Source organism: Ornithinimicrobium murale, assembly GCF_003352835.1.
Taxonomy (GTDB): Bacteria; Actinomycetota; Actinomycetes; order Actinomycetales; family Dermatophilaceae; genus Ornithinicoccus; species Ornithinicoccus muralis.
On sequence record NZ_QLVD01000023.1, the window covers coordinates 355850 to 378632 of the forward strand.

Genomic DNA, 22783 nt, shown 5'->3' on the forward strand with positions numbered 1-22783 from the left:
AACGCATCATGAGGGAGCTCGACGTCGGTCTGGGGACGGCTGGGCTCAGCACCACCGAGATGGTGCTCAACATCGGCCCACAGCACCCCGCGACCCACGGTGTGCTGCGCCTGCGGATCACCGTCGACGGGGAGCGCATCGTCGCAGCCGAACCGATCGTCGGCTACATGCACCGCGGGGCCGAGAAGCTCTTCGAGGTGCGCGACTACCGACAGATCATGGTCCTGGCCAACCGACACGACTGGCTCTCGGCGTTCAGCAACGAGATCGGCGTGGCACTGACCGTCGAGCACATGCTCGGCATGGAGGTGCCGGAGCGGGCCACCTGGACCCGGACGCTGCTGGCCGAGCTCAACCGGGTGCTCAACCACCTGATGTTCCTGGGCTCCTACCCCCTCGAGCTGGGCGCGATCACCCCGATCTTCTACGCCTTCCGGGAGCGCGAGGAGCTGCAGGCCGTCATGGAGGAGATCTCCGGCGGCCGGATGCACTACATGATCGCCCGCATCGGGGGACTGCGCGAGGACATCCCCGAGGGGTGGCTGGGCCGCGTCGATGCGGCCGTGGCAGCGGTGCGGCGCCGGATACCAGACCTGGAGGCCATGCTGGTGGACAACCCCATCCTGCGCGGCCGCACCGTCGGCGTGGGGGTGCTGACCCCGGAGCAGGTTCGGCAGTTTGGCGTGTCCGGCCCGATCGCGCGGGCCTCCGGGGTCGATGTGGACCTGCGTCGCGACGAGCCCTACCTCGCCTACGGCGAGCTGTTCGGTCCTGACGGGCCGGGACGGGTCGTGACCCGCACCGCCGGCGACTGCTATGCCCGTCTCTCGGTGCTGCTGGAGCAGGTGCAGGTCAGCCTGGACCTCGCCGAGCGATGCACCGCCGTGCTGCGTGACCTGCCGGACGGGCCGATGGACGTCAAGCTGCCCAAGGTGCTGCGGGTGCCTGAGGGCGAGCACTACTTCGCCACCGAGAACCCCCTGGGCCTCAACGGCTACTACCTGGTGAGCCGCGGCGACAAGGTGCCGTGGCGGCTGAAGCTGCGGTCGGCCTCGTTCAACAACGTGCAGGTGCTCTCCGAGCTGCTCCCGGGGGCACTGATCGGTGACATGGTCGCGATCCTCGGCTCGACCTTCTTCGTCGTGGGCGACATCGACAAGTGACGCGGCGGCGTCAGGAGACGTAGGAGATGCCTCGAGGTGGCCCGTCGTCCTCATCGTCGTTCTCGCCAGGAGGCAGGCGGCACCAGTGCTGGGCGAGCAGGCCGGCGAGCGTCAGCAGCAGCGCCACCCCGGCGCAGACCGCGGCCCGGATGGCCTGGTCCCGCACGGAGACGACGTCGGTGTTGGGCAGGTGGAGCAGGACGATCGCCAGGTACCACCCGATCAGCGCGCCACCGCCGAGGGCCGCGGCCTGGGCGGCCACCAGGGTGCCGCGGGCGCGCTGCGGGGAGATCGGCTGGGGCGGTCGTGCGGTCGTGTCCTCGGTGCGTCGGAAGCGCACGTAGCGCCGGACCTGCCACCCGCTGACCAGCACGAGCAGGATGAGCAGGGCGAGCGGGGCGGTGGCGATCCAGGGCACGTCGGGAACCCCGTTGCCCAGGGCCTGCCAGCCACGCAGCAGGAGCACGCACGCCACGGTCGAGGCGATAGCCACGAGGGCGACCGCGGTGCCCCGGAAACCCGACTGCTCAGGCACGGGGCCGCACCCCCTGACCGCTCACGCTGGCGAGGAGCTCGACCACCGGGACGACCTCCTCGCCGACCCGCAGGGCCGCCTCCGGGTCGAGGGCGTGCCAGGGGGCCAGCACGAAGCCACGCTCGCGGGCACGTGGGTGAGGCAGAGTCAGCTCCGGGTCGTGACTGACCGCCTCAGACGGCGTGCCGGGCACCCCCACCTGGATCAGGTCCAGGTCGAGGGTCCTGGCCCCCCACCGGACCTCGCGGGTCCGCCCGAAATCCGCCTCGAGCGCGTGCAGCGCCGCCAGCAGCCGCCACGGCGCGAGCGAGGTGCGGGCCAGCGCCACCGCATTGAGATAGACCGGTTGCTCCGGCCCGCCGACGGGGTCGGTCTCGAACAGGGGTGAGAGCACCAGTTCGCGCAGTCCGGGATGGGCGCTCAGCCGTTCTGCCGCTCGCTCCACGGCGTCCGCCGGGTCAGCGCCGAGGTTGGCCCCGAGGGCGATCACCACGGGCACGTCGCGCTCCCGGCGCAGCCGCACCGTCACGTCACCGAACGGCACCCCGACCGGGGCGTGCGGCTTGTGGAGCGTGACCTCGACGGCCTCCACGAGCGGCCGGGTCAGCGTCGCGTCAGCGATCTGCCCGGCGACGGTCTCGATGAGGTCCTGGCTCGGGCCGGCCAGGAGCGCCACCGCATCGGCCGCGACCTCGGCGTAGTTGACCGTGTGGGCCAGGTCATCGCTGGCCGCGGCCCGCGAGAGGTCGACCTCAAGGGCCAGGTCGACGCAGAACTCCTGCCCGTCGGTCTTCTCGCTCGCCAGCACCCCGTGATAGCCGTATGCGCTCACGCCGGTCAGGGTGATCAGGTCCGGCCTGCGCTGGGCTGGGACGGGTGCCTCAGGCACGGGCACCGCCTGCGGCTCGGACGTTGTCCCAGACGCTCAGAGCGTCCCGCGTGCTGGGCACGTCGTGGACCCGGACCGCCCAGGCACCGGCCTGCGCGGCCAGCAGGCTGGTCGCCGCGGTGGCGGCGTCCCGCTCGGTCGGCGGAGTGGGCTCGGCGTCGGGGCCGGCGGTCAGGTCGAGCCTGCCGAGGAACCGCTTGCGGGAGGTGCCGACCAGGACCGGGTGCCCCAGCGCGACCACCTGCTCCAGACCAGCCAGCAGCGCCCAGTTGTGCCCAGCATCCTTGCTGAACCCGAACCCCGGGTCGAGGATGATGGCCTCACGGCCCACCCCTGCCGCGAGCAGTCCGGCGACCCGCTGCTCGAGCTCGGCGATCACCTCGGCCAGCACATCGGCATACCGCGCCTCCAGGTCCATCTGCGCGGAGTGCGCCCGCCAGTGCATCGCCACGAAGGGCACCCCGGCGGAGGCGACGAGCGGCGCCATCTGCGGATCGGCCAGGCCGCCGGAGACGTCGTTGATCAGCTGGGCTCCCGCCTCCAGCGCCTCCGCCGCCACCCGGGAGCGCATCGTGTCGACCGACACCTGTGCCCCCTGGTCGGCGAGGGCACGGACGACGCCGATGACCCGCGCGAGCTCCTCCTCCTCGGAGGGCCGGCCGGCTCCGGGCCGGGTGGACTCACCGCCGACGTCGAGCAGGTCGGCGCCCTGCTCCAGCAGCAGGTTGCCGTGCTCGATGGCCGCCGAGGGCTCGAACCAGCGGCCACCGTCGCTGAAGGAGTCGGGCGTCACGTTGACCACGCCCATGATGAGCGGGCGCGAGGTGGAGGACCGGAGAGCGGGTGCCACCGCGGCGGTCACCGTCCCCGGTCGGCGAGGATCAGGCTCATCGCCTCGGCCCGCGTCGCGGGATGGGTGAGCTGCCCCCGGACGGCCGAGGTGATCGTCGTGGCACCGGGCTTGCGGACCCCGCGCATCGACATACACAGGTGCTCGGCCTCGATGACCACGATCACGCCCCGGGGCTGCAGGTGCTCCTCGAGCGCCTGGGCGATCTGGGTGGTCAGTCGCTCCTGCACCTGGGGTCGGCGGGCATAGACCTCCACCAGGCGGCCCAGCTTGGACAGGCCTGTGACCCGACCGTCGGAGCCCGGGATGTAGCCCACGTGTGCCACGCCGTGGAAGGGCACCAGGTGGTGCTCGCAGGTGCTGTACATCGCGATGTCGCGCACCAGCACCATCTCGTCGTGGGCCACGTCGAAACTCGCCGACAGCGCGGTCTCCGGGTCCTGCTGCAGCCCCGAGAAGATCTCGGCGTAGGACCGGGCGACCCGGGCGGGGGTCTCCCGCAGCCCCTCGCGGTCGGGGTCCTCCCCCACCGCGATCAGGATCTCCCGGACCGCCGCCTCGATCCGGGGGAAGTCCATGTCAGTGCTCGCCACCGTCGACGAACCCGCCGTCGGGGACCTCGATCGTCTGCGAGGGTGGGTGCTCCTGGCCCTGGTCACCGGGCTGGTGTCCGTTGGCCATGGCCCGCCGCTCGGCCTCGGTGAGCACCGGGCCGGAGGTGTGGACCCCGCGGTGATCGGCGCTCAGCCAGACCGGGCGCTCGGGCCGTTGGTGCACGTCGGAGAAGAGCTCGGCGAGCGCCGGCGCGTTGAGCGTCTCCTTCTCGAGGAGCTCCAGGACCAGCCGGTCCAGGATGTGGCGGTTGTCGTTGAGCGCGTGCCAGGCCTCGTCGTGGGCGGCCTCGATGAGACGGCGCACCTCCTGGTCGACGACACCGGCCAGGTCCTCGGAGTAGTCCCGCTCATGCCCCATGTCCCGTCCGAGGAAGACCTCGCCACCGGCGGAGCCGAGCTTGATCGCGCCGATGCGCTCGCTCATGCCGAACTGGGTGACCATCTTGCGGGCCAGGCCGGTGGCCTTCTCGATGTCGTTGGAGGCACCCGTGGTCGGGTCGTGGAAGACCATCTCCTCGGCGACCCGGCCGCCCAGGGCGTAGGCCAGCTGGTCGAGCAGCTCGTTGCGGGTCGTGGAGTACTTGTCGTCGGCCGGCAGCACCATCGTGTAGCCCAGGGCACGACCGCGCGGCAGGATGGTCACCTTGCTCACCGGGTCGGTGTTGCGCATCGCCGCGGCCACCAGGGCGTGGCCGCCCTCGTGGTAGGCGGTGATCTTCTTCTCCTTGGCGCTCATCATCCGGCTGCGCTTCTGCGGGCCGGCCATGACGCGGTCGATCGCCTCGTCGAGGTGGTGGTCCTCGATGACGGTCTCGTTGCGTCGCGCGGTGAGCAGCGCCGCCTCGTTGAGCACATTGGCCAGGTCGGCGCCGGAGAAGCCCGGGGTGCGGCGCGCGACGGCCATCAGGTCGACGGACGGGGACATCGGCTTGCCCTTGCCGTGGACCTGCAGGATGTGCAGGCGGCCGAGCATGTCGGGGGCCTCGACCGCGATCTGCCGGTCGAACCGGCCGGGGCGCAGCAGGGCGGGGTCCAGGATGTCGGGCCGGTTGGTGGCGGCGATGAGGATCACGTTGGCGTGGGCGTCGAAGCCGTCCATCTCCACGAGCAGCTGGTTGAGCGTCTGCTCGCGCTCGTCGTGGCCGCCGCCCATGCCGGCGCCACGGTGGCGTCCGACGGCGTCGATCTCGTCGACGAAGATGATCGCGGGGGCGTTCTCCTTGGCTTCCTTGAACAGGTCGCGGACGCGGGAGGCACCGACACCGACGAACATCTCGACGAAGTCCGAGCCGGAGATCGTGTAGAACGGCACGCCCGCCTCGCCGGCGACCGCACGGGCCAGCAGGGTCTTGCCGGTGCCGGGCGGGCCATAGAGCAGCACGCCCTTGGGGATCTTGGCTCCGACCTCCAGGAACTTGCGCGGCTCGGCCAGGAACTCCTTGATCTCGTGGAGCTCCTCGACGGCCTCGTCGGCGCCCGCGACATCGGAGAAGGTGACCTTGGGCATGTCCTTGGTGGCCAGCTTGGCCTTGGACTTGCCGAACTGCATGACGCCACGGCCGCCACCCTGCATGCGGGTCATCAGGAACAGGAAGAGCCCCAGGATCAGCAGCAGCGGGATGACCGTCATCAACATCGAGGTCAGCCAGTTGCCCTGGGCCGGGTCGTCGGTCATCGACTCGCTCGGCGGGTGCGCCTCGAACTCCGAGATGATCAGGTCGCCGCGGGAGGGGACATAGAAGGCCTGGACGCGGTCGGCGTCCTCGACGTCACCGCCGGAGAAGGTCTCCCCCTCCTTGAGGACCAGGTCCATCCGATCCGGGGTGAGGGTGACCTCGGCCACCTGCTCGTCCCGGATCAGGTCCAGGGCGTCGGAGGTGTCGATGCGCTCGTAGGCGCTCGGCATCATCAGGGTGTACCAGAGGATCCCCAGGCCGAGGATCATCAGGATCCACACCCAGGGTCCGCGCGTGCGCTGTTTGCTCATCAACTGTCGGGGCGGGCGTGCCCCGGTCCTCCTGCTCGGTCAAAGCCTGTGTCTGGTGCAACCAACGCCCCAGGTTGTCCCAGTGTTCCAGACGGACCAGCAGGTGCCACCGTCCAGCCCGTTCCCAGGGGTGGGATCAGGAGTAGACGTGCGGCGCGAGGGTGCCCACGACGCGTAGGTTGCGGTACTTCTCAGCGAAGTCCAGCCCGTAGCCCACCACGAAGGCGTTGGGAATGTCGAACCCGACGTAGCGGACGTCGATCTCCACCTTGGCCGCCTCAGGCTTGCGCAGCAGGGTGCAGATCTCGACCGAGGCCGGGTTGCGGGAGGCCAGGTTGGACCGGATCCAGCCCAGCGTCAGGCCGGAGTCGATGATGTCCTCGATGATCAGCACGTGCCGGTCGGTGATGTCGGTGTCGAGGTCCTTGAGGATCCGCACGACACCGGAGGACTTGGTGCCCGAGCCGTAGGAGGACACCGCCATCCAGTCCATCTCGGCCGTGCCGGGCAGGGCCCGCATCAGGTCGGCCATCACCACCACGGCTCCCCTCAGCACACCCACCAGGAGCACGTTCTTGTCCTGGTAGTCCGCCCAGATCTCGGCGGCCAGCTCCGCCAGGCGCTCCTGGATCTGCTCCTCGGTGAGCAGCACCGTCTCCAGGTCGGCACCCATGTGCTCGGCGTCCACATCGTCTCCTGCGGTCGGGGGTTGGGCGGTCCCACCCTAACGGGCCATGGCTGCGGGGCCACGCCGGTCGTGGGCCGGTCCGTCAGCGGGGTCCCGACAACGAGACCAGGTCACCACGTCGGTGGACGCGCAGCCCGCCGGGCAGGTCGATCGGTCCCTGCCCGCGCCAGTGCGTGAGCAGGGCGTCGGCGGCACGCAGGTGCTCTCCGGTGAGCGCCCCCGAGGGCGACCCGTGACGCAGCGCCAGCTGGCGCCAGACCCGTCGCCGGATCGCTGTGGGCAGTTCGCGCAGCCCAGTCACCGGCCAGGGGGGCTCCCCCAGGGCCTGGTATGCGGAGTGCGCGGCTGCGTCGAGCGCCTCGGCGTCGTCGCGGAGCAGGTCGGCAGTGCGGGCCAGGGCGGCAGCGACGCCGGGGCCCAGCTCCCGCTCCAGGACCGGGAGCACCCGGCGCGCGCGGACCCGGGTGAACACCTCGTCGTCGTTGTGCGGGTCGGCCCAGGGCGTCAGCCCCAGCTCCCGGCACGTCCCCTCGGTCGCCGCCCGCGGGACGGACAGGAACGGACGCACGAGCCGGACCGATGACTCCGGGCGTGCCGGCCGCTCGAGGGGCATCCCGGCCAGCGAGCGGGTGCCGGAGCCGCGTGCCAGCCCCAGCAGCACCTGTTCGGCCTGGTCGTCGCGGGTGTGCCCGAGCAGGATGGCCTCGGCGCCGAGGCGGGTCGCGGCCGCGGCGAGAGCGGTGTAGCGGGCATCTCGCGCCGCCGACTCCGGCCCCTCCCCGGCTCCGGTGACCTGCACCGCGATCACCTCGACGGGGTCCAGACCCAGGTCGCGGCACTGGGTGGCTGCGGTCTCGGCGACCTGGTGCGAGCCCGCCTGCAGCCCGTGGTCGACGACGACGCCGGCGATGCTGCCCCCGGCGCGGGGCACCACGAAGCCGGCGGCGGCCGCCAGGGCGAGGGAGTCTGCGCCTCCGGAGCAGGCCACCAGGACAGGTCGGCCGCTCAGACCCAGTGCGGTGAGGGTGCGGCGGACCGCCACGCGGGTGGCGGCGACGTCGGGAGGCGGCCCGACCACGGTGGGCTCAGCCGTGGACCCGGCGCACCCAGGCGGCCGGGTCGGCGATCTCGGTGGCGTGGGGCAGCGTCTCCGGGGACTCCCAGACGCGGTTGAAGCCGTCCCGTCCGACCTGGTCCATGACCGAGCGGACGAAGGCCGCACCGTCGCGGTACTGCGCCATCTTGGCGTCGAGGCCGAGCAGCCGGCGCAGGACGCGGTCGATCGATCCGGAGCCCTTGCGGCGCTCCTGGAAGCGGGTGCGGATGGTGGCCACGGTCGGGATCACCGTGGGACCCACGTCGTCCATGACCACGTCGGCGTGTCCCTCCAGTAGCGACATGACGGCGGTGACCTCGGCCAACCGCTCGCGCTGCTCCGGGGTCGCCAGCACCTGCGTGATGTCGGTTTCGCCGCGGACCACACCCGGCAGCGCTGAGACGATCTCCTGGAGCCGCTGGCCCATCTGGTCGGACTCGGGGACCAGCTGGCTCCCGAGCTCCTGCGCCGCGTCGATGAGGTGCTGCCGCAGCCACGGCACTGCCGTGAACTGCACCCGGTGGGTCTCCTCGTGCAGGCAGACCCAGAGACGGAAGTCGGTCGGGTCGACGCCGAGGTCGCGCTCGGCGGCCAGGATGTTGGGGGCGACCAGCAGCAGGCGAGGGGTGCCCCCAGGGGCCAGGTCGAACTGGCCCAGCACCTTGGTGCTCATCCAGGCCAGCATCCCGGCGACCTCGGTGCCGGTCATCCGGCCGCCGAGCCGCTGGGTGGTCTGGGACGGCTTCCCCGAGCTCGTGCGGCGCTGTGCCACCTGGTCCAGGACCGGTGACAGCATGCCGCGCAGTGAGACCGCGTTCGCCTCGATCCAGCCGGCGCGATCCACGACCAGGGGCGCCGAGGCACCCTCCGGGGCACGGAGGCCACTGGTCTGCGCCACGGGCTCCACGGCCCGTTCGGTGGCCTCGCGCAGCTCGGCGACCAGCCGCTCGATCTGTGCCCGACCGGCCTTGGGGCCGGCCGGCGCGAGTCGGCGTCCGGCAGCCGCAGCAAACTCCCAGTCGACATAGTCGGCACCCGCCGCATGGTCGGCACCCACCGCGGGCCCTTCTCCGTCGGCCTGGGGCATCCGGCTCAGGTCGCTGCGCTGCTGCTCCGTCATACCGCCAACCTATCGGCGGAGCCCGCTGGGACCTCATCCGCGGCGCCTGCGGGTGGCAGACGAGCTGCTGGCACGCTCCTGTGGATAACGTCGGACGGCTGTGCGGCCGGCGGCGTACCGTGCTCCCCGTGAAGGTCAAGGATCCGGGCGGACAGACGTGGCGGGTGTGCCGCCGCTGGGTGCCATGGCGCCGTCGGGTCCGTGGCGCCTTCGACTGGCTCCCGAACCTGCCGGGCGGCGATGACCCGATCAGCATGGTGCTGTCGGCCATCATGCTGATCCTGTTCCTGCCCGTGATCCTCCTGGCGGTCGTGGCCGGGCTGGAGATCCTGCTGGTCCTGCTCGTGCTGCCGTTCGCGCTCCTCGGCCGGATGATCTTCGGCCGGCACTGGACGATCGAGGCACGCCTGGACTGGACGCCGGTCTGGGAGGAATCAGCCGGTTCGTGGAGCCAGAGCGGACGAGCGATCCAGGACGTCGCCACCGCGATCCGGCAGGGGCACCTCCCTCCGCGCAACCTCCCCCCGGAGTAGATCTCCGCCGCAGCATCCCACCGAGCGCACCAAAACCTGACTTCCCCGGCCACCGAGCGCACCAGAACCCGACCTCCCCGGCCACCGAGCGCACCAGAACCCGACTTCCCCAGCCACCGAGCGCACCAGAACCTGACTTTCCCCGGCCACCGAGCGCACGGGAGCGGGCGCGTCAGCGACTCTCTCGGGACACTCGGTCGGCGACGGCCAGCATGTCCGCGCCGACCTCGGGCAGGTCGATGGCCAGGAGGAGCAGCCCCGTCGAGACACGCTCCACCACACCCCACTCCCAGGTGGCTGTGGCATCCAGGCCCGTCCGGTCAGCCAAACGCCCCGCCCGCTCCCAGTCACCCCCGTGGAGCAGGTCTGCGGGGTCTTCGCGCATCAGCACCCCGAGGTCATACTCCGCCTCCGCGAGCAGCCCATCGGGGTCGACCAGCTTGAAGCCGTCCGCAGCGCGCAGGGCGTTCCACTCGTGGACGTCCCCGTGGACCAGCACGGCCCGTTCGTCGTCGTGGGCGGCGATGCGGCGCGCGGCGCACTCGAGTGCGTGCGCGACGACCCGTTCGCGGCACGGACGGCCCAGTGACTCCCAGGTGTGCGTGATGAAATCCACCAACCAGCGCCCCTTCTCAGCGCCGCTCGGCAGGTCCGCCTCGGGGGCTGGGCGCCAGACCCGCTGGGCCGCGTCACACAGCAGGTCCTGTCGCTGGGCCAGGGGCAGCCGGAGCTCATGCATCGACGGGCCGAGGCGCTCGAGCAGGAGGGCCGACCGGGCCACGTCGTGCCGCAGGAGCCGGGGACAGCCGTGTCCGTCGGTCAGTTGGAGCACGGTGATCTCACGACGGGCCGCACCACCCAGCCTTCCAGGCTGACCTTCGGCCTGCCCGCGGTCACCGGGCACCAGCAACTTGAGCACCGCCGGCACACCCTCACCCGTCGTCACCTCGAGGACGTGCGCCTCGGTCGAGTCGGCATAGCTTGACCCGGTCGTGAGGTCCCACTCAGCGGCGACCTCGGCCAGGAGCTCCGGCACATCCTGCAGCCAGGTGGTGGCGCCGTGCATCCGCGCCTTGTTCTGGACCGCCTGGTTCACCACTGCACCCGTTGTCGCCACGGGATGACCCTCACACACCGACCGGACGCGCGACCTGGCGTCAGCAGCCGCAGGAAGCCAGTTCGGCGATGATCGTGTCGATGACCGACCGGGCCTCCAGGCTCGCGCCATCACGACCGATGTCGTCGGCGATCATCGCGTAGGCAAGAAGCCGACCGTCCCGGGTGACCACGAGCCCAGCCAGCGAGGAGACACCGGGCAGCGAACCGGTCTTGGCCCGCGCCACCCCCACGGCCGGGTCGTGCACGTCGAGATGGAACCGGTCCCACAGGGTGCCGGTGTAGCCGGCGACGGGCAGCTCGCCCAACACCTCCGAAAGCTCGGGGTGGCTCCCGTTGGCGCCGATCACCACGAGCTCCCCCAGGACCTGGACGGGGATGCGCGAGCCGTCCGACAGCCCGGACACGTCCGAGATCGTGACCTCGGACGTGTCGATGCCATAGCTGGCGACCTGCTGCACCACCCAGTCCCGGACGGTGGCCGGGTCGGCGCTCGCACCGTCGGCTACGGCGGCCTGACGGGCCAGCTGCTCGACCATCGCGTTGTCACTGCTGGACATCGCCTCGGAGAGGACATCACGGGCCGGAGCGGACTCGACCGCCCCCAGCAGCTCGGCTCCGTCCCGGGCGACCTCGCGCGGCACCTCGGTCCTGGGGCCACCGCCGACATCGATGCCACGTTCGGTCAGGGCCGCACGGAACGCGATGGCCACTTCCTGCGCTGGGTCCCGTGGCGCCGGGTTGTAGGGCAGCGCGCGGTGCTCCTGCAGGCCCAGCATCGTGATCGGCCCGGTGAACCCCTCGTTGAGCCAGTAGTCGGTCCAGCCCGCCGGCCGGATCGGCCCGGAGGCGTAGCTGGTGTCCAGGCGCAGCCGGACCTGCGCTCCCTCCACGCCGAGACCACGCTGCCGCAGCGCCGCTGCCGTCTGGTCCGCGAGGTCGCCCAGCCCGGCGTGCCCCTCGACGGCATCCGGGGCCCCTGCACCCCGGGCCAGCATCATGTCGCCACCGGCGACGAGCACGATCTGGTCTGGCTCTGGTCCGGTGACCACCCGCGTCACGAAGCGCTCATCCATCGGGAACGTGCTGACGATCGCCGCCGCCGCCAGCAGCTTGGTGGTCGACGCCGGGGTGAGCCCCTGCTCGGCCAGCCTGCTGAAGAGCTTCTCGCCGGTCGCGACGTCGAAGACCGCGACCCCCACGTGCGAGCGGTCCCCCAACCAGTCGCTCTCCAGGTCGTCGGTCACGACCTCGGCGACAGCCTCAGCATTGACCGGCAGACCATCGACCACGGGCGCGAGCACCGGGGCGGGGACGGGGGCGATCTGTGGGCGCGCTGCGCCCTGGGCAACGGCCACGGGATCATCCGCACCCCACGCGACCACCGATGCAGGCCCCCGCGCCCCATCACCGAGCCCCTCGGCATACGCTGCTCCTGCAGGCAGGGCTAGTCCCACCGCCAGCAACGCAGCGGCGGTCCGGCGCCGTCCCAGCATGAGCCCTGCTTTCTGCGAAATCGCGTTCGTGTACGAAACTCTTCCCAGAAGAGTAATCACAGAACCTCCGATCCGTTCCGACTATGAAGGGTTCACCTCATGCATTTCGACGTGACCATCGAGATCCCGCAGGGAAGCCGCAACAAGTACGAGGTGGACCACGCCACTGGGCGGATCCGGCTCGACCGGATGCTGTTCACCGCCACCCGCTACCCGGCCGACTACGGGTACATCGAGGACACGCTCGGTGAGGACGGCGACCCGCTGGACGCCCTCGTGCTGCTCGACGAGCCCACCTGGCCCGGCTGTCTGGTCGCGGCCCGTCCGATCGGCATGTTCCACATGCGCGACGAGGCCGGCGGCGACGACAAGATCATCTGCGTTCCGGCGGACGACCCGCGCAAGTCCAACATCCGCGAGCTCGAGCACATCGGCGACCACACCCGCCTGGAGATCCAGCACTTCTTCGAGGTCTACAAGGACCTGGAGCCGGGCAAGTCCGTGGAGGGCGCCCACTGGGCGGGCCGTGCCGAGGCCGAGCAGACTTACCACGAGTCCGTGCAGCGGGCCAAGGACGCGGGCCTGACGACTGCCCGGTGGTCCGGACCGGGCAACCAGGCTCACTGACCTGCACAGCTCAGCCCCCGTCACCGTTGTGGTGACGGGGGCTGACTGCTGCGGGCGGTATGCCGAGAGCTGGCGAGGTCGTGCTCGCGCGGCTGCCCCTGGGTCGAGTGGGTCAGGGACGACCGGCGTAGGGCAGCAGTCCGGTGGCGTAGTACATGCCGGTGATCTTCGTGCCGTCCCAGCTGGACCAGTCGCGCAGGGCGTGGATGACCTGACCGTCGCCCAGGTAGATGCCGACGTGGAAGATGCCGGCCTGGGTGCCGTCGTAGCTGTAGAACAGCAGGTCTCCGCGCTGGGCCTCGGTGACCGGCACCTTTGCGGTCTCCTGGTACTGAAGCCGGCTGGAGTGGGTCAGGTAGACCCCTGCCTGTGACCAGGAGGCCTTGGTCAGGCCCGAGCAGTCGAAGCCTTCCGGGCCGGCGCTGCCCCAGTGGTAGGGCTTGCCCAGCTGCTCGTGCGCGTAGGAGATCGCTGTCTCGGCGCCCGGAGCAGGTCCGGGGGCGGGGGCCGGCGGCGGCTCGGGAGCCGGCGGCGGTGTCGGCGTGGGCTTCGGCGAGGGGGCCGGTGGCTCAGGCGCCGGGGGCGGCGTCGGCGTGGGCGTCGGGGCCGGCGGCGGTGTCGGTGTCGGTGACGGAGCCGGCGGCGGTGTCGGTGAGGGGGCCGGCGGCGTCGGCCTCGGCTCAGGGACGGGCGCAGGCGACGGCGTGGGTGACGGCGACGGAGTAGGCGTCGGCGTGGGTGACGGCGACGGAGTGGGTGATGGCGACGGCTCAGGATCCGGCGTCGGCGACGGTGATGGCGACGGCTCAGGATCCGGCGTGGGCGACGGCTCAGGATCCGGCGTGGGCGACGGCGCGGGGTCTGGCGACGGCGCGGGGCCTGGCGTCGGCGCGGGGCCTGGCGTCGGCGCGGGGTCTGGCGTGGGCTCCGAGTCGGTCGGCTGGATCTCCTCCTCTGCCTCTGCTGCCTGCCTCTCCTGCTCGGCGGCCTCCCGGGCCAGCTGCTCCTCGACGCGGCGCTGCTCGGCCTCCGCGGCGATCCGGTCGGCCTCCGCCTGCAAATGCGTCTGACGTGCTTGCTCGGCCTCGACGGAGACCTCGCGCAGGCGGGCGAGCTCCAGGACCGTGGACTCCCGGTCGGCGGCCAGCTCGGCACTGCGCGCCTCGGCGTCCACAAGTGCCGCCTCAGCGACCTTGTCTGCCTCGTCCGCACGGACCGCGGCCGCCTCCGACTGGGCGGCGGCCAGAGCCGCCTCGCGCTCGAGCGCCTCTGCGGTCCCGGAGGCCAGAGACGCCTCGCTCATGTCGCGTGCTTTGATGCGGCCCACGACATCCAGTGCGCCTGCCCGGTCGATCAGGGTCTCAGGGCCGTCGGAGAGAAGCACCTCCAGCGTCGAGAGGCCACCGGACTTGTAGGCCTCGGCGGCGTGGCGACCAAGCACCTGATTCGCCTCGACGACCACCTCACGTGCCGCGGTGGCCTCGTCCGCGAGCCGGCTCGCCTCAGCAGCGGCGGTCTCCGCCTCGTGCCTGGCCAGCGCGGAGTCCTCGGCGGCGATCTCGGCGGCCTGCTGCGCCCCACGCAGTTGCTCGGTATAGCTGAGCATCAGGCCGTCCAGCTCGGCGACCCGTCCCTCGGTGTTCACCACGACCTGCTGGGCCGCGCGGACCTCCTCCTCGGAGGGCACATAGTCGTCGGCGGCCATCGCTGGCATGCCGGAGGCCACGAGGAGGGCGCCGGTGAAGAGTGCGCCGAAACGGGAACGGCGTCCGGGGAGAGTCACAACAAACTCGCTTCCAACATGTCGGAGGCCGCACCTCGGGGGCAAACAGGCTGTGCGGCCGCTGATGACAGTAGGGCCATTCAGCAACAAAAGAAACTTCAGTCACACGTATATACACTGGTCACAGCCACATCAGGCGCCCCAGGGACTCGGAGGCCCGGCACCGTTCGAAATCACACGCGTGTCTTTCAGCAGGTCTGGCGCCTGTTTTTCCGGGCATGCACAGGTTTCGATCATCCGGTAACGATCTGGTAACGAAAGCGGCGGGGCGGGTATCCTGGTCGGCAGAGGGCCCGTCCTATGGCTGCCGTGGGCCGAGGGCCCGGACACCATCACACCCATGGGGGAGAGACATGACTACACCACCGGCCGGCACCTTTGACGGCCAGAGTTCGTCCTACACCTACGAGCCGCCCACCCAGAGCAAGAGCCGACCCGCGTTGCTGATCGCGCTGGCTGTCGTGGCTGCCCTGGTGATCGGTGGAGGCGCCTGGGCGGCGACCCGGATGCTCAGCGGTGGCGGCGACCAGCCAGCGAGCGCCCTGCCCGAGGAGACGGCGGCCTACGTCCGCCTCGACATCAACCCGCAGGTCGGTCAGAAGATCGCTGCGGTCCGGTTCTTCGACGGACTGGACGACGAGGCCCTGGAGGCTCTGCGCGGCGACGACATCCGCGCCAAGGCCTTTGAGTGGATGGCTGAGGAGGACGAGGCGTTCGCTGCCATCGACTACGACGAGGACATCGAGCCGTGGCTCGGTGACCGGCTGGCCCTGGGCCTGGTGCCCAACGGCAGCGACGAGCCCTACTTCGGCATCGCCCTGCAGGTGAAGGACGAGGAGGCCGCCGACGCGGGCCTGACCAAGCTGCAAGAGGTCACCAACGACGACGGCGCACCCTCGGAGGGCCTGGACTGGTACTTCCAGGGTGACTACGCCGTGCTGACGACCACCGACGCAGTCGAGACCATGCAGGACAAGACCGAGGCAGGCACGCTGGCCGACAACGACACCTTCCGCGAGGACATGGACTCCCTCGGCGACGAGGGCGTCCTGTCTGCGTGGGTCGACGCCGAGCCACTGGCCACCCTGGCGGACAGCCCGATGGCCGAGCAGTCGCTCGATGCTGCGTCCGGCATGGACCCCTCCGGCGCCCTGGGCAGCCTGGGGGGCACGAGCCGCCTGGCCGAGCAGATGGCCACCGGACGCTTCGCAGCGGCGCTGCGCTTCTCCGAGGACTCCATCGAGCTCACGGGCGTGACCCGGGGCCTGGACGGCCTGGGCGTCGACGGCGGTGACAGCGGACACCTGATCCTGGACCTGCCCGAGGACACCGTCGGCGCCTTCAGCCTGGAGCACGGCGACCAGTTCGTGGCCCAGGGCTACAAGATGCTCAAGGAGCAGTTCCCGGAGGATGCCGCTGAGGCGGAGACACAGGCTGCCGAGGCCGGGTTCACGGTGCCGGAAGACATCCAGACGCTCGTCGGCTCCAGTCTGGTGCTCTCGGTCGGGCCGGGCGTCCTGGACCTGCAGAACGACCCGGAGAGCTTCGAGGCCTGGGAGATCGCCTACCGCACCGAGACCGACACCGCGGCGGCGCAGGACGTGCTCACCCGGGCGCTGGGCCTGACCGGACAGCCGGAGGTCGACCAGTTCCTGGTCCGCGACGACAGCGACGGCGTGCTGACCCTGGGCGTCAGCCAGCCCTACGTCGACGCGGTCACCTCCGGCGGCGACCTGGGTGACAGCGCCGTGTTCCAGTCGGCCGTGCCCAACGCCGCCGACGCCGACTCGGTGTTCTACGTCAACGTCAACAGCTTCGAGCACCTCTACCTCAGCGAGATCGAGGAGCAGCAGGCACGTGACGCGCTGGAGTCGCTCGCCGCCGTGGGCTACAGCGGCAGCAGCGACGCCGACGGCAACGGCGAGTTCACCTTCCGTCTCGTGGCGGACGAGTGATCGACGCTCGAGCCTGACGGCCCCGACGAGGGGCTCACCCGGTGATCCGGGTGGGCCCCTCGTGCGTTGTGCCCACGGCCCGCCGTGTCACCATGACGGCATGCCCCTGACCGTGCGCCCGGCCGTGCCCGAGGAGTTTGAGCGAGTCGGAGAGATCACGGCTGTCGCCTACGTCCACGACGGCCACCTGGCCGCGGACTTCTCCTATGTCGAGGTGCTGCGCGATGCCGCGGCACGGGCCAACGCCGCGGAGCTTCTCGTGGCCACTGACGGCGCGACGATCCTGGGGACGGTGACCTGGTGCCCGGACGGCTCGCCCTACAAGGAGGTGGCCGCCGGCGACGAGGGTGAGTTCCGGATGCTGGCGGTCCTCCCCGAGGCACGCGGACGCGGCGTCGCGCGTGCCCTGGTGCAAGCCTGCCTCGATCGCAGCCGGGAGACTGGACACGCACGGATCGTCCTGTCCACCCAGCCGAGCATGGCGCCGGCACACGCCCTCTATGAGTCGTTCGGCTTCGTGCGGGATCCGGCCCGGGACTGGGAGCCGGTCCCGGGGATCCACCTGGTGGCCTACGCGCTGGACCTGCTGCAGGCAGCAGGGTGACACCGGTGTCCCTGGGAACGACGGAACCCCAGGTCGCTGACCTGGGGTTCCCATGGAGCCGCCTGCCGGAATCGAACCGGCGATCTATTCATTACGAGTGAACGATTCGCTGTGCTCATGAGATCGACGCTAGCGCAAACTGGCTGGTCAGGGGCGGTTTTCGTTCCAGTTGGTTCTCGCACACCCGTGCTGATTTAGGTCTCCTTGGTCGCACGGTGGTCGCATCTTGGTCGCACAGTCACACTGTTTCCATGGACGATCTGGGCACCGAGATCGAGAGCTGGCTAGCTGCGCTCGATCTACCGACGTGGACGACCGCCCGGGGCGCTGACGGGAGCTGGCTCGTGGCCTTCCCTGACTGGCGTATCGGCGGCCGTGGAGAGACAGCCACCGCCGCCGCACTGGCCGCGATCAACGATGTCCGGGCCCACATCGCACACCACCACCCGGAGTCGGTTACGCGGGGCTCCCGGCCGGTGCTGCCTCATGGCGGGACGATCATCTGGCTGCACCCCGAACGCGTTGCCAGGGCCATCGCCGACTCGAGTTGACGGCATACAGAAGCCCGGCCAGGGCAAGCCGCCGTGTCGTCACGACTGTTTGGTCATTCGCCTCCTATTCGCTGTAGGTGTCAACGACGAGACCGGCCCCGAGACCGGCCATTGCCGCGACCAGGTTGGAATCCAGCGCTAGGGACTCTTGCGGCGCCCGAGGCGACCAACCGAGGAAAACTTGGAGCTCGGCGTCGTTGTCGCGGCGAAGAGCTCTCAACTGAATGGCGTGGGCTGATATGAGTTCCATCAGGCTCGTCATCACCTCGTCTATGGAGGCGTCGTCGGAGACCGCCGCCGGGAGGACGAGAACCCTTGGGTCGCGGCGGGCCTCCGCCAGCGCCACGAGCCCTGGAGGGACTTGACTCAGCGGCCCACGTTGACCCACTATCCGGACCGAGCCACGAGCCCAGCCGTCGTTAAGTGTCACCGGTTCCCCCCGAGAGAGTCGAGGATGTTCCCGATGGAGTCCCCGGCCGCCCCATCGCGACCTACCGGATAGACCTCTCCGGCGCGGTCGATCACGACGTCCGGGTTACCGGGAAAAGCACTACCTCGTTTGACATCGTGGATCGCTGTTCGAATCTGCCTGGTGGAGTATCCGAACTGATCGGCGATCTTCCCGACTGAACCAGTCGCACCCTTGATCCCACCATCCCCAAGTCCGCCAAGCCGAACGGATCCGCGCTCGTCCCGAAGTACGTTGCGCACGAATGTCGATTCAGTTTTTGCGGCAGGTTTTGCGGCGGTGCTGGTGACTTTGAGGCCTTTGGCGAGTTTCCCTGCTGGGAACCAGGCGACGGCTGTCCAGCCGCAGGAGCCGAGACTCTGTCCTGAGAAGCAGGCCTGGACGTCGTTCCATCCCGATAGTTCTCCGAGCCAGAACGACAGTCCTCGCTCTTGTGGCAGTGGCGCTGGTCCGCCGACACTGGCTGTCTGCTGCGGAGCGCCGAGTAGCCCACTCTGGTTCGAAGAGCGCTTGTAAGCAGGGTTCGCTCTCGCCTTGATGAAGTCGTCGAGTGGTTGGAGTGACTTGATGGGGTTGGCCGGGGGCGTGTATTTGGGTTTGGCTTTGGGTGGGTTGCGGCCGTCGTCGAGCCAGGGTTTGCGTGGGAGGAGTCCGTCGGGGTCGGTGTAGTGGGTGGGGTTTCCGGCTCCGTAGGAGTAGGGGTTGGAGGTTTGGGTAGTGGACTGGTCCACGAGCGGGTCGGGGGTCAGGAACCGGCCGAGGGTGGTGTCGTAGTAGCGGTGGCCGAGGTGAGTCAGGCCGGTGGTTTGGTCGGTGGTCTTGTCGAGCCAGGACCGGTCGGTGACCGGGGTGCCTGACTGGGGTTGGCCGTAGGGGTCGTACCGCAACCGGGTCGCGCTGATGGTTCCGTCCCCGAGCTGGACGAAGGCCGAGCCTTGCCTGTCGCTGGTTTGCCACGTCAGGGTGTAGTTGCTGCGTCGGATCGCGACGGTGTTCCCGTCGTGGGTGTAGTACCTGACGGCAGTCGGGTTGCCGCTGGCCGGGTAGGTGATTTCCACATCCGGAAGGTAGATCGTCGTGGTCCCGGAGCTGGTCGTGCGGGCCAGCCGGGTCCCGTCCAGGGCGTGCGCCAGCGTCGTGGTCCCTGGGTCGGTCCCGGTTGTGGTAGCGGTGGCGAGGTTGCCGGTCAGATCCCACTCATAACTGGTGGTGCCCGGGCTGGCGCCGCCGGTGGTGGCCTTGGTGTCTTGTTGCCCGTTGGGGGTGTAGGTGTAACTGGTGGACGCACTCCCGGTGGTGGTCTTGGTCACGGCGTGAGCAGGCGCGCTCGAACCGTAGGTGTAGTTTGTGGTCTGACTTTCGCGGGTGGTAGAGGTGATGTCACCAGCAGTGGTGTATCCCCACTTCGTGTTGTACCCACCAGTCCCAGCGGCTTGCGTGTCAGAGTCTGCACAGGCGGTGGCTGTCGTCGTCCAGGAATGAGTCAACCGGTTCAGGGTGTCGTAGGTGTGACACGTCCTGATGTCGGTCGAGGGGTGCACGTCGGTGACCGAGGTCAGATTCCCTGCCGGGTCGAAGTCGTATTGGTCGTTGCTGACGACTCGTCGCAGCGTCATCTGTTGTTCGGTCAGTCCCGAGACCGTCCGCACACTGGCCAGGCGTTGTGTCTGTGGGTCCCAGGTGTAGGCCGTGTCTAGGAAGGCCTCGGTGGTGGTTGACCCGATGGTGCGCTTGGCCAGTAGGTGGTCGGCCCGGTAGTCGGTGGCTGAGACGTACTCTCTGGTGCCGGTCAGGGTGGCCGGTGCCCCGGTCGGGGTATAGCCGTGGGTCAGGGTCTCCGCGGACAGTTGGGCCACGGCCGGTAGCCCAGTGGTGGCTAGCCGACCAAGACTGTCGTAGGTGTAGGTATAGGTGTAGTTGACCGGTGTCCCGGTGCCGGGCGTGGGGACCGTGTACGTCGCGTTCGAGGGGGCGCCACGGTTGGTGTAGGCGGTGGTCGCGGTCTTGTAGGTGCCTGCTGCTGTGTGGGTCGTGACCGTGGCGGGCAGCCCCTTGCCGCGCGTGGCGGTGTCAAACGTTGACGTCTGCAGGGTTTGGGCGGTAGCCACGCTGGTGGCTTTGCCGGTGACCTTGGTGACCCGCCCCAACGTGTCGTAGGTGCGAGTCAGGGAGGACCCGGAAGCACGGGTGGTGGTGACCGGTTGGTGGTTGTTGTCGTAGCTGGTGGTCACGGTCCCGGCCGCTGGGTCCGTGATGGAGGTCCGCCGGCCCAACCAGTCATAGTTGTTGGTCGTGGTCTTCCCGGCCGGGTCGGTGACCGTGATCAGGTTGTCGGACACGTCGTAACTGTAGGACGTGGTCGCCAGCCCGGGCCCCGTGCCCGCCACTCCCTCGGTGCGGGAGGTGACCCTGCCCAGCAGGTCGGTGACCACCGTGGTGGCCACACCCCCGGCCGGTGGCGTGGTCACCGTCCGGGTGCCGTGGTAGGCGCTGGTGCTTTCCCACAGCAAGGCGTTGCTGGCGTAGAACCCTTCCCGCAACGGACGAGACAACCCGTCGTAACGCCACCTGGTCTCCGAGACAGCCGATGTGGGCACCGCGATCATCCCGGCCCCGACCGTCCCAGCAGACACGACCGGTTGCGACACGGCCTCGGTGTTGCCCCGCTCGTCATACCTGGTGTTCACGAACACCACAGTTGAGGACCCATCACCAGGTGCGCGTTGAGCCTGCAGGAGCTGTCCGTGGGAGTCGAAGAACTCGCTGGAGGTCTCATAGGTCCCATCGACCCGCCGCGTGGCAGTGTTCACCTGCGGCGGGAGGGTCTTGTCCTCATCAAGCAGGTAGGTAAACCGAGTGGTCGGGGACGACGAGGTATGACCGGGCTGAGCGACCCAGGACGTACGACCCAGGTCATCGGCCCCGACCCTGGTCACGTTCCCGTTCGGGTCTGTGATCTGCACCGGGATCAACCGGCGTGAGTCCAGCAAGGTCGAGGTGACGTGCCCGGCGGGGTTCGTCACGCTCATGCTCTGCGTGGCCGCGGTCACCGGGCTGTAACTGGTCGTGGTGACCTTGCCCAACCCATCCGTGGCCGAAGTCACCCGGCCGTAGGAGTCATAGCCAGTCCTAGTGGTGATCACCTTGCTGGAGCTGGCACGCTCATCCACCCGCGTCACCAACCCGCCCGGGATGGCCTGCGTCGCCGCTGAGGACGTCGACCCGTCATAGAAATAACGGGTATCACCCACCAACGTGCCGCTGCCGGCACACGAAGAGGTGTACTCATACACCCGCCCCACATAGTCCAGCTTGTTCAACTCACGCGCGGCCGCCCCCGCGGCATACTCGGTCCGCACACACGCCGGGACCACCGCCCCGGCCCGCGACGCCGAGGTCACCCGACCATAGGCGTCGTGCTCATACTCCATCCGCTTGGTCTGCGTGGACGCCGTCCCCGCCTCGCTGACGACCCGGGTGCGTTCCCGCACCGCGGACGTGACGACCAGCGACGCATCGTTGAACGGATCGCTCTGTCCTGTCACCGCCGGCACCGTGCGTGCCACGCCGTAGGTGTAGGCGGTCCCACTCAGCTCCGGCCCGACCACTCCCGTGGCCGAGACCTCCCGGGACCGCTGCTCAGCAACCTGACCGGCCAACCAGGCACGGTCCGGCGTGGAACCGGAGATGAACCCCGGGATGCTGTCCGTGCGGGTCGACCCGTTCGACAGCTTCGTGCCGTACATGCCCCGGAAGAACCGGTAATCAGTCGCCTCGATGATCCGACCCGAACCACTGCCCCGATACACCCCGTCCAACAACGTGTCGACCCGCACGTCCCGGTACCCACGCCACCCCGCATACGACTGCACTGTCAACGGGGTGACCTTGACCGGCTCGTTGTCCTGCGCCCAGGCCGCCGACCCCGAATACGTATACCGGGTCAGATGATCCACCGACGGCTCACCCCCACCGACCGTTCCACCAGGAAGCCGGTTATCCACCGACACCGCCAACGTCACATACTTGTGGAACAACCCGAACCCGCCCGGGGCACCGTCGGGTTTCCAGTACCGCGGGAAGCACGCCTTACCGTTCGTGTCGAACGCACTCGGGTGCGCACCCGTACACGAGGCACCCGGCGGCTGCCCATACGTCACATCCGTGCGGGCCCCCAACTCATCAGTGATCCCCACCACCCGGTACTTCGACAGGCGCGGAACCCCCTGGGCCGCGTTGTGGTCCACCCGGTTATCGAACTGGGCCCCATGAGTCGTGATCGTCGGCACCGCCGTGTTCCCGGAGGCTGAATACCCGACCTTCTGGATCCGCGAAAGCCACAACCCTGGTGACGTCCCGTCCTCATGCAGCGGGAACCCGTACCCCAGATTCACCCGGTCCACCCACGCAAACGAGGCCCCGTTCCACCGTTGCGAAGTCACCGACCGCAACAGCTTCTGCGAGAAAAACGTCGGCGCCCCCTCCGTGCACCCCGAGGAACAGATCAGGTCCATCGGCACGTCCGGGTAATACTTCGCATACGCCTTCGTGAACGCCACACACGTCTTGCCCGACCCGTCTACCTGACCCGTGGCCCGCTGAGTGCACCGGTCCTCCCACGAAAAGACCACCCGGGACGTCGCCGCCTGATCAACCCCACCAGACGTGGTCGCTGTCCCGTACTCCACCCGCGACAAGTACCCACCA

General features: G+C 69.6%; 19 protein-coding genes and 1 tRNA gene. 6 read left to right on the top strand and 14 right to left on the bottom strand.

Annotated features, from left to right (window positions below; translation table 11 throughout):
* Positions 1-8: 8 nt before the first annotated feature.
* Positions 9-1163 (top strand): NADH-quinone oxidoreductase subunit D, encoded by a 1155-nt coding sequence (locus DPQ65_RS10990; RefSeq protein WP_114907365.1) that lies wholly within the window; start codon positions 9-11, stop codon positions 1161-1163.
* A gap of 10 nt (positions 1164-1173) precedes the next feature.
* Here the strand turns inward: DPQ65_RS10990 and DPQ65_RS10995 are convergent, their stop codons facing one another.
* The 8 genes from DPQ65_RS10995 to DPQ65_RS11030 all read right to left on the bottom strand — a co-directional run bounded on the left by DPQ65_RS10995 (position 1174) and on the right by DPQ65_RS11030 (position 8942).
* Positions 1174-1698 carry a DUF3180 family protein gene (locus tag DPQ65_RS10995; RefSeq protein ID WP_114907366.1) on the bottom strand — a complete coding sequence of 175 codons (525 nt, stop codon included), beginning with the start codon at positions 1696-1698 and terminating at the stop codon, positions 1174-1176.
* On the bottom strand, positions 1691-2587 hold the full coding sequence (gene folK / locus DPQ65_RS11000; RefSeq protein WP_114907510.1) for a 2-amino-4-hydroxy-6-hydroxymethyldihydropteridine diphosphokinase: 897 nt from the start codon (positions 2585-2587) through the stop codon (positions 1691-1693). The genes DPQ65_RS10995 and folK overlap by 8 nt, the downstream gene beginning before the upstream one ends.
* Positions 2580-3395 (bottom strand): dihydropteroate synthase, encoded by an 816-nt coding sequence (gene folP / locus DPQ65_RS11005; RefSeq protein WP_114907511.1) that lies wholly within the window; start codon positions 3393-3395, stop codon positions 2580-2582. The genes folK and folP overlap by 8 nt, the downstream gene beginning before the upstream one ends.
* 50 nt (positions 3396-3445) lie before the next feature.
* Complete coding sequence (gene folE / locus DPQ65_RS11010) at positions 3446-4015, bottom strand: GTP cyclohydrolase I FolE (protein WP_114907367.1); 570 nt, start codon at positions 4013-4015, stop codon at positions 3446-3448.
* 1 nt (position 4016) lies between these two features.
* Complete coding sequence (ftsH, locus tag DPQ65_RS11015; protein ID WP_114907368.1) at positions 4017-6038, bottom strand: ATP-dependent zinc metalloprotease FtsH; 2022 nt, start codon at positions 6036-6038, stop codon at positions 4017-4019.
* A gap of 136 nt (positions 6039-6174) precedes the next feature.
* On the bottom strand, positions 6175-6726 hold the full coding sequence (gene hpt, locus DPQ65_RS11020) for a hypoxanthine phosphoribosyltransferase (protein ID WP_114907369.1): 552 nt from the start codon (positions 6724-6726) through the stop codon (positions 6175-6177).
* A gap of 82 nt (positions 6727-6808) precedes the next feature.
* Positions 6809-7804, bottom strand: a complete 996-nt coding sequence (gene tilS / locus DPQ65_RS11025; RefSeq protein WP_114907370.1) for a tRNA lysidine(34) synthetase TilS — start codon at positions 7802-7804, stop codon at positions 6809-6811.
* 7 nt (positions 7805-7811) lie between these two features.
* On the bottom strand, positions 7812-8942 hold the full coding sequence (locus tag DPQ65_RS11030) for a zinc-dependent metalloprotease (protein ID WP_238146794.1): 1131 nt from the start codon (positions 8940-8942) through the stop codon (positions 7812-7814).
* Between the two features lie 128 nt (positions 8943-9070).
* Between DPQ65_RS11030 and DPQ65_RS11035 the strand changes: the two genes are divergently transcribed.
* Positions 9071-9475: a hypothetical protein gene (locus DPQ65_RS11035; RefSeq protein WP_162802163.1), complete on the top strand. Its 405-nt coding sequence runs from the start codon at positions 9071-9073 to the stop codon at positions 9473-9475.
* Between the two features lie 172 nt (positions 9476-9647).
* Here the strand turns inward: DPQ65_RS11035 and DPQ65_RS11040 are convergent, their stop codons facing one another.
* Both DPQ65_RS11040 and DPQ65_RS11045 read right to left on the bottom strand, forming a co-directional pair.
* Positions 9648-10592: an aminoglycoside phosphotransferase family protein gene (locus tag DPQ65_RS11040; RefSeq protein WP_238146795.1), complete on the bottom strand. Its 945-nt coding sequence runs from the start codon at positions 10590-10592 to the stop codon at positions 9648-9650.
* Positions 10593-10632: 40 nt separating this feature from the next.
* Positions 10633-12087: a D-alanyl-D-alanine carboxypeptidase/D-alanyl-D-alanine-endopeptidase gene (locus DPQ65_RS11045; RefSeq protein WP_114907372.1), complete on the bottom strand. Its 1455-nt coding sequence runs from the start codon at positions 12085-12087 to the stop codon at positions 10633-10635.
* Positions 12088-12186: 99 nt separating this feature from the next.
* Here DPQ65_RS11045 and DPQ65_RS11050 point away from each other — a divergent pair, with 99 nt between their 5' ends.
* Entirely contained in the window at positions 12187-12714 is a 528-nt protein-coding gene (locus DPQ65_RS11050; protein ID WP_114907373.1) for an inorganic diphosphatase, read from the top strand.
* 112 nt (positions 12715-12826) lie between these two features.
* Here DPQ65_RS11050 and DPQ65_RS15685 read toward each other — a convergent pair whose 3' ends face one another.
* On the bottom strand, positions 12827-14497 hold the full coding sequence (locus DPQ65_RS15685; protein WP_162802164.1) for a C40 family peptidase: 1671 nt from the start codon (positions 14495-14497) through the stop codon (positions 12827-12829).
* Positions 14498-14850: 353 nt separating this feature from the next.
* Between DPQ65_RS15685 and DPQ65_RS15690 the strand changes: the two genes are divergently transcribed.
* Complete coding sequence (locus DPQ65_RS15690) at positions 14851-16452, top strand: DUF3352 domain-containing protein (RefSeq protein ID WP_202863088.1); 1602 nt, start codon at positions 14851-14853, stop codon at positions 16450-16452.
* A gap of 100 nt (positions 16453-16552) precedes the next feature.
* Positions 16553-17056, top strand: coding sequence for a GNAT family N-acetyltransferase (locus DPQ65_RS11070; protein ID WP_114907374.1), 504 nt, complete (start codon positions 16553-16555; stop codon positions 17054-17056).
* Positions 17057-17109: 53 nt separating this feature from the next.
* On the opposite strand, the gene DPQ65_RS11075 is transcribed toward DPQ65_RS11070, so the two are convergent.
* A tRNA-Thr gene (locus tag DPQ65_RS11075) sits at positions 17110-17200 on the bottom strand.
* Positions 17201-17307: 107 nt separating this feature from the next.
* On the opposite strand from DPQ65_RS11075, the gene DPQ65_RS11080 reads away from it, so the two are divergent.
* The gene (locus DPQ65_RS11080) at positions 17308-17607 is read left to right on the top strand and encodes a hypothetical protein (protein WP_114907375.1); all 300 of its coding nucleotides are present in this window, start codon (positions 17308-17310) and stop codon (positions 17605-17607) included.
* A 64-nt stretch (positions 17608-17671) separates the two neighbouring features.
* Here the strand turns inward: DPQ65_RS11080 and DPQ65_RS11085 are convergent, their stop codons facing one another.
* A complete protein-coding gene (locus tag DPQ65_RS11085; protein WP_114907376.1) occupies positions 17672-17953 on the bottom strand; it encodes a hypothetical protein in 282 nt (93 codons plus the stop codon).
* Positions 17954-18033: 80 nt separating this feature from the next.
* Positions 18034-22032: an RHS repeat-associated core domain-containing protein gene (locus DPQ65_RS11090; RefSeq protein WP_162802166.1), complete on the bottom strand. Its 3999-nt coding sequence runs from the start codon at positions 22030-22032 to the stop codon at positions 18034-18036.
* Positions 22033-22783 lie beyond the last annotated feature (751 nt).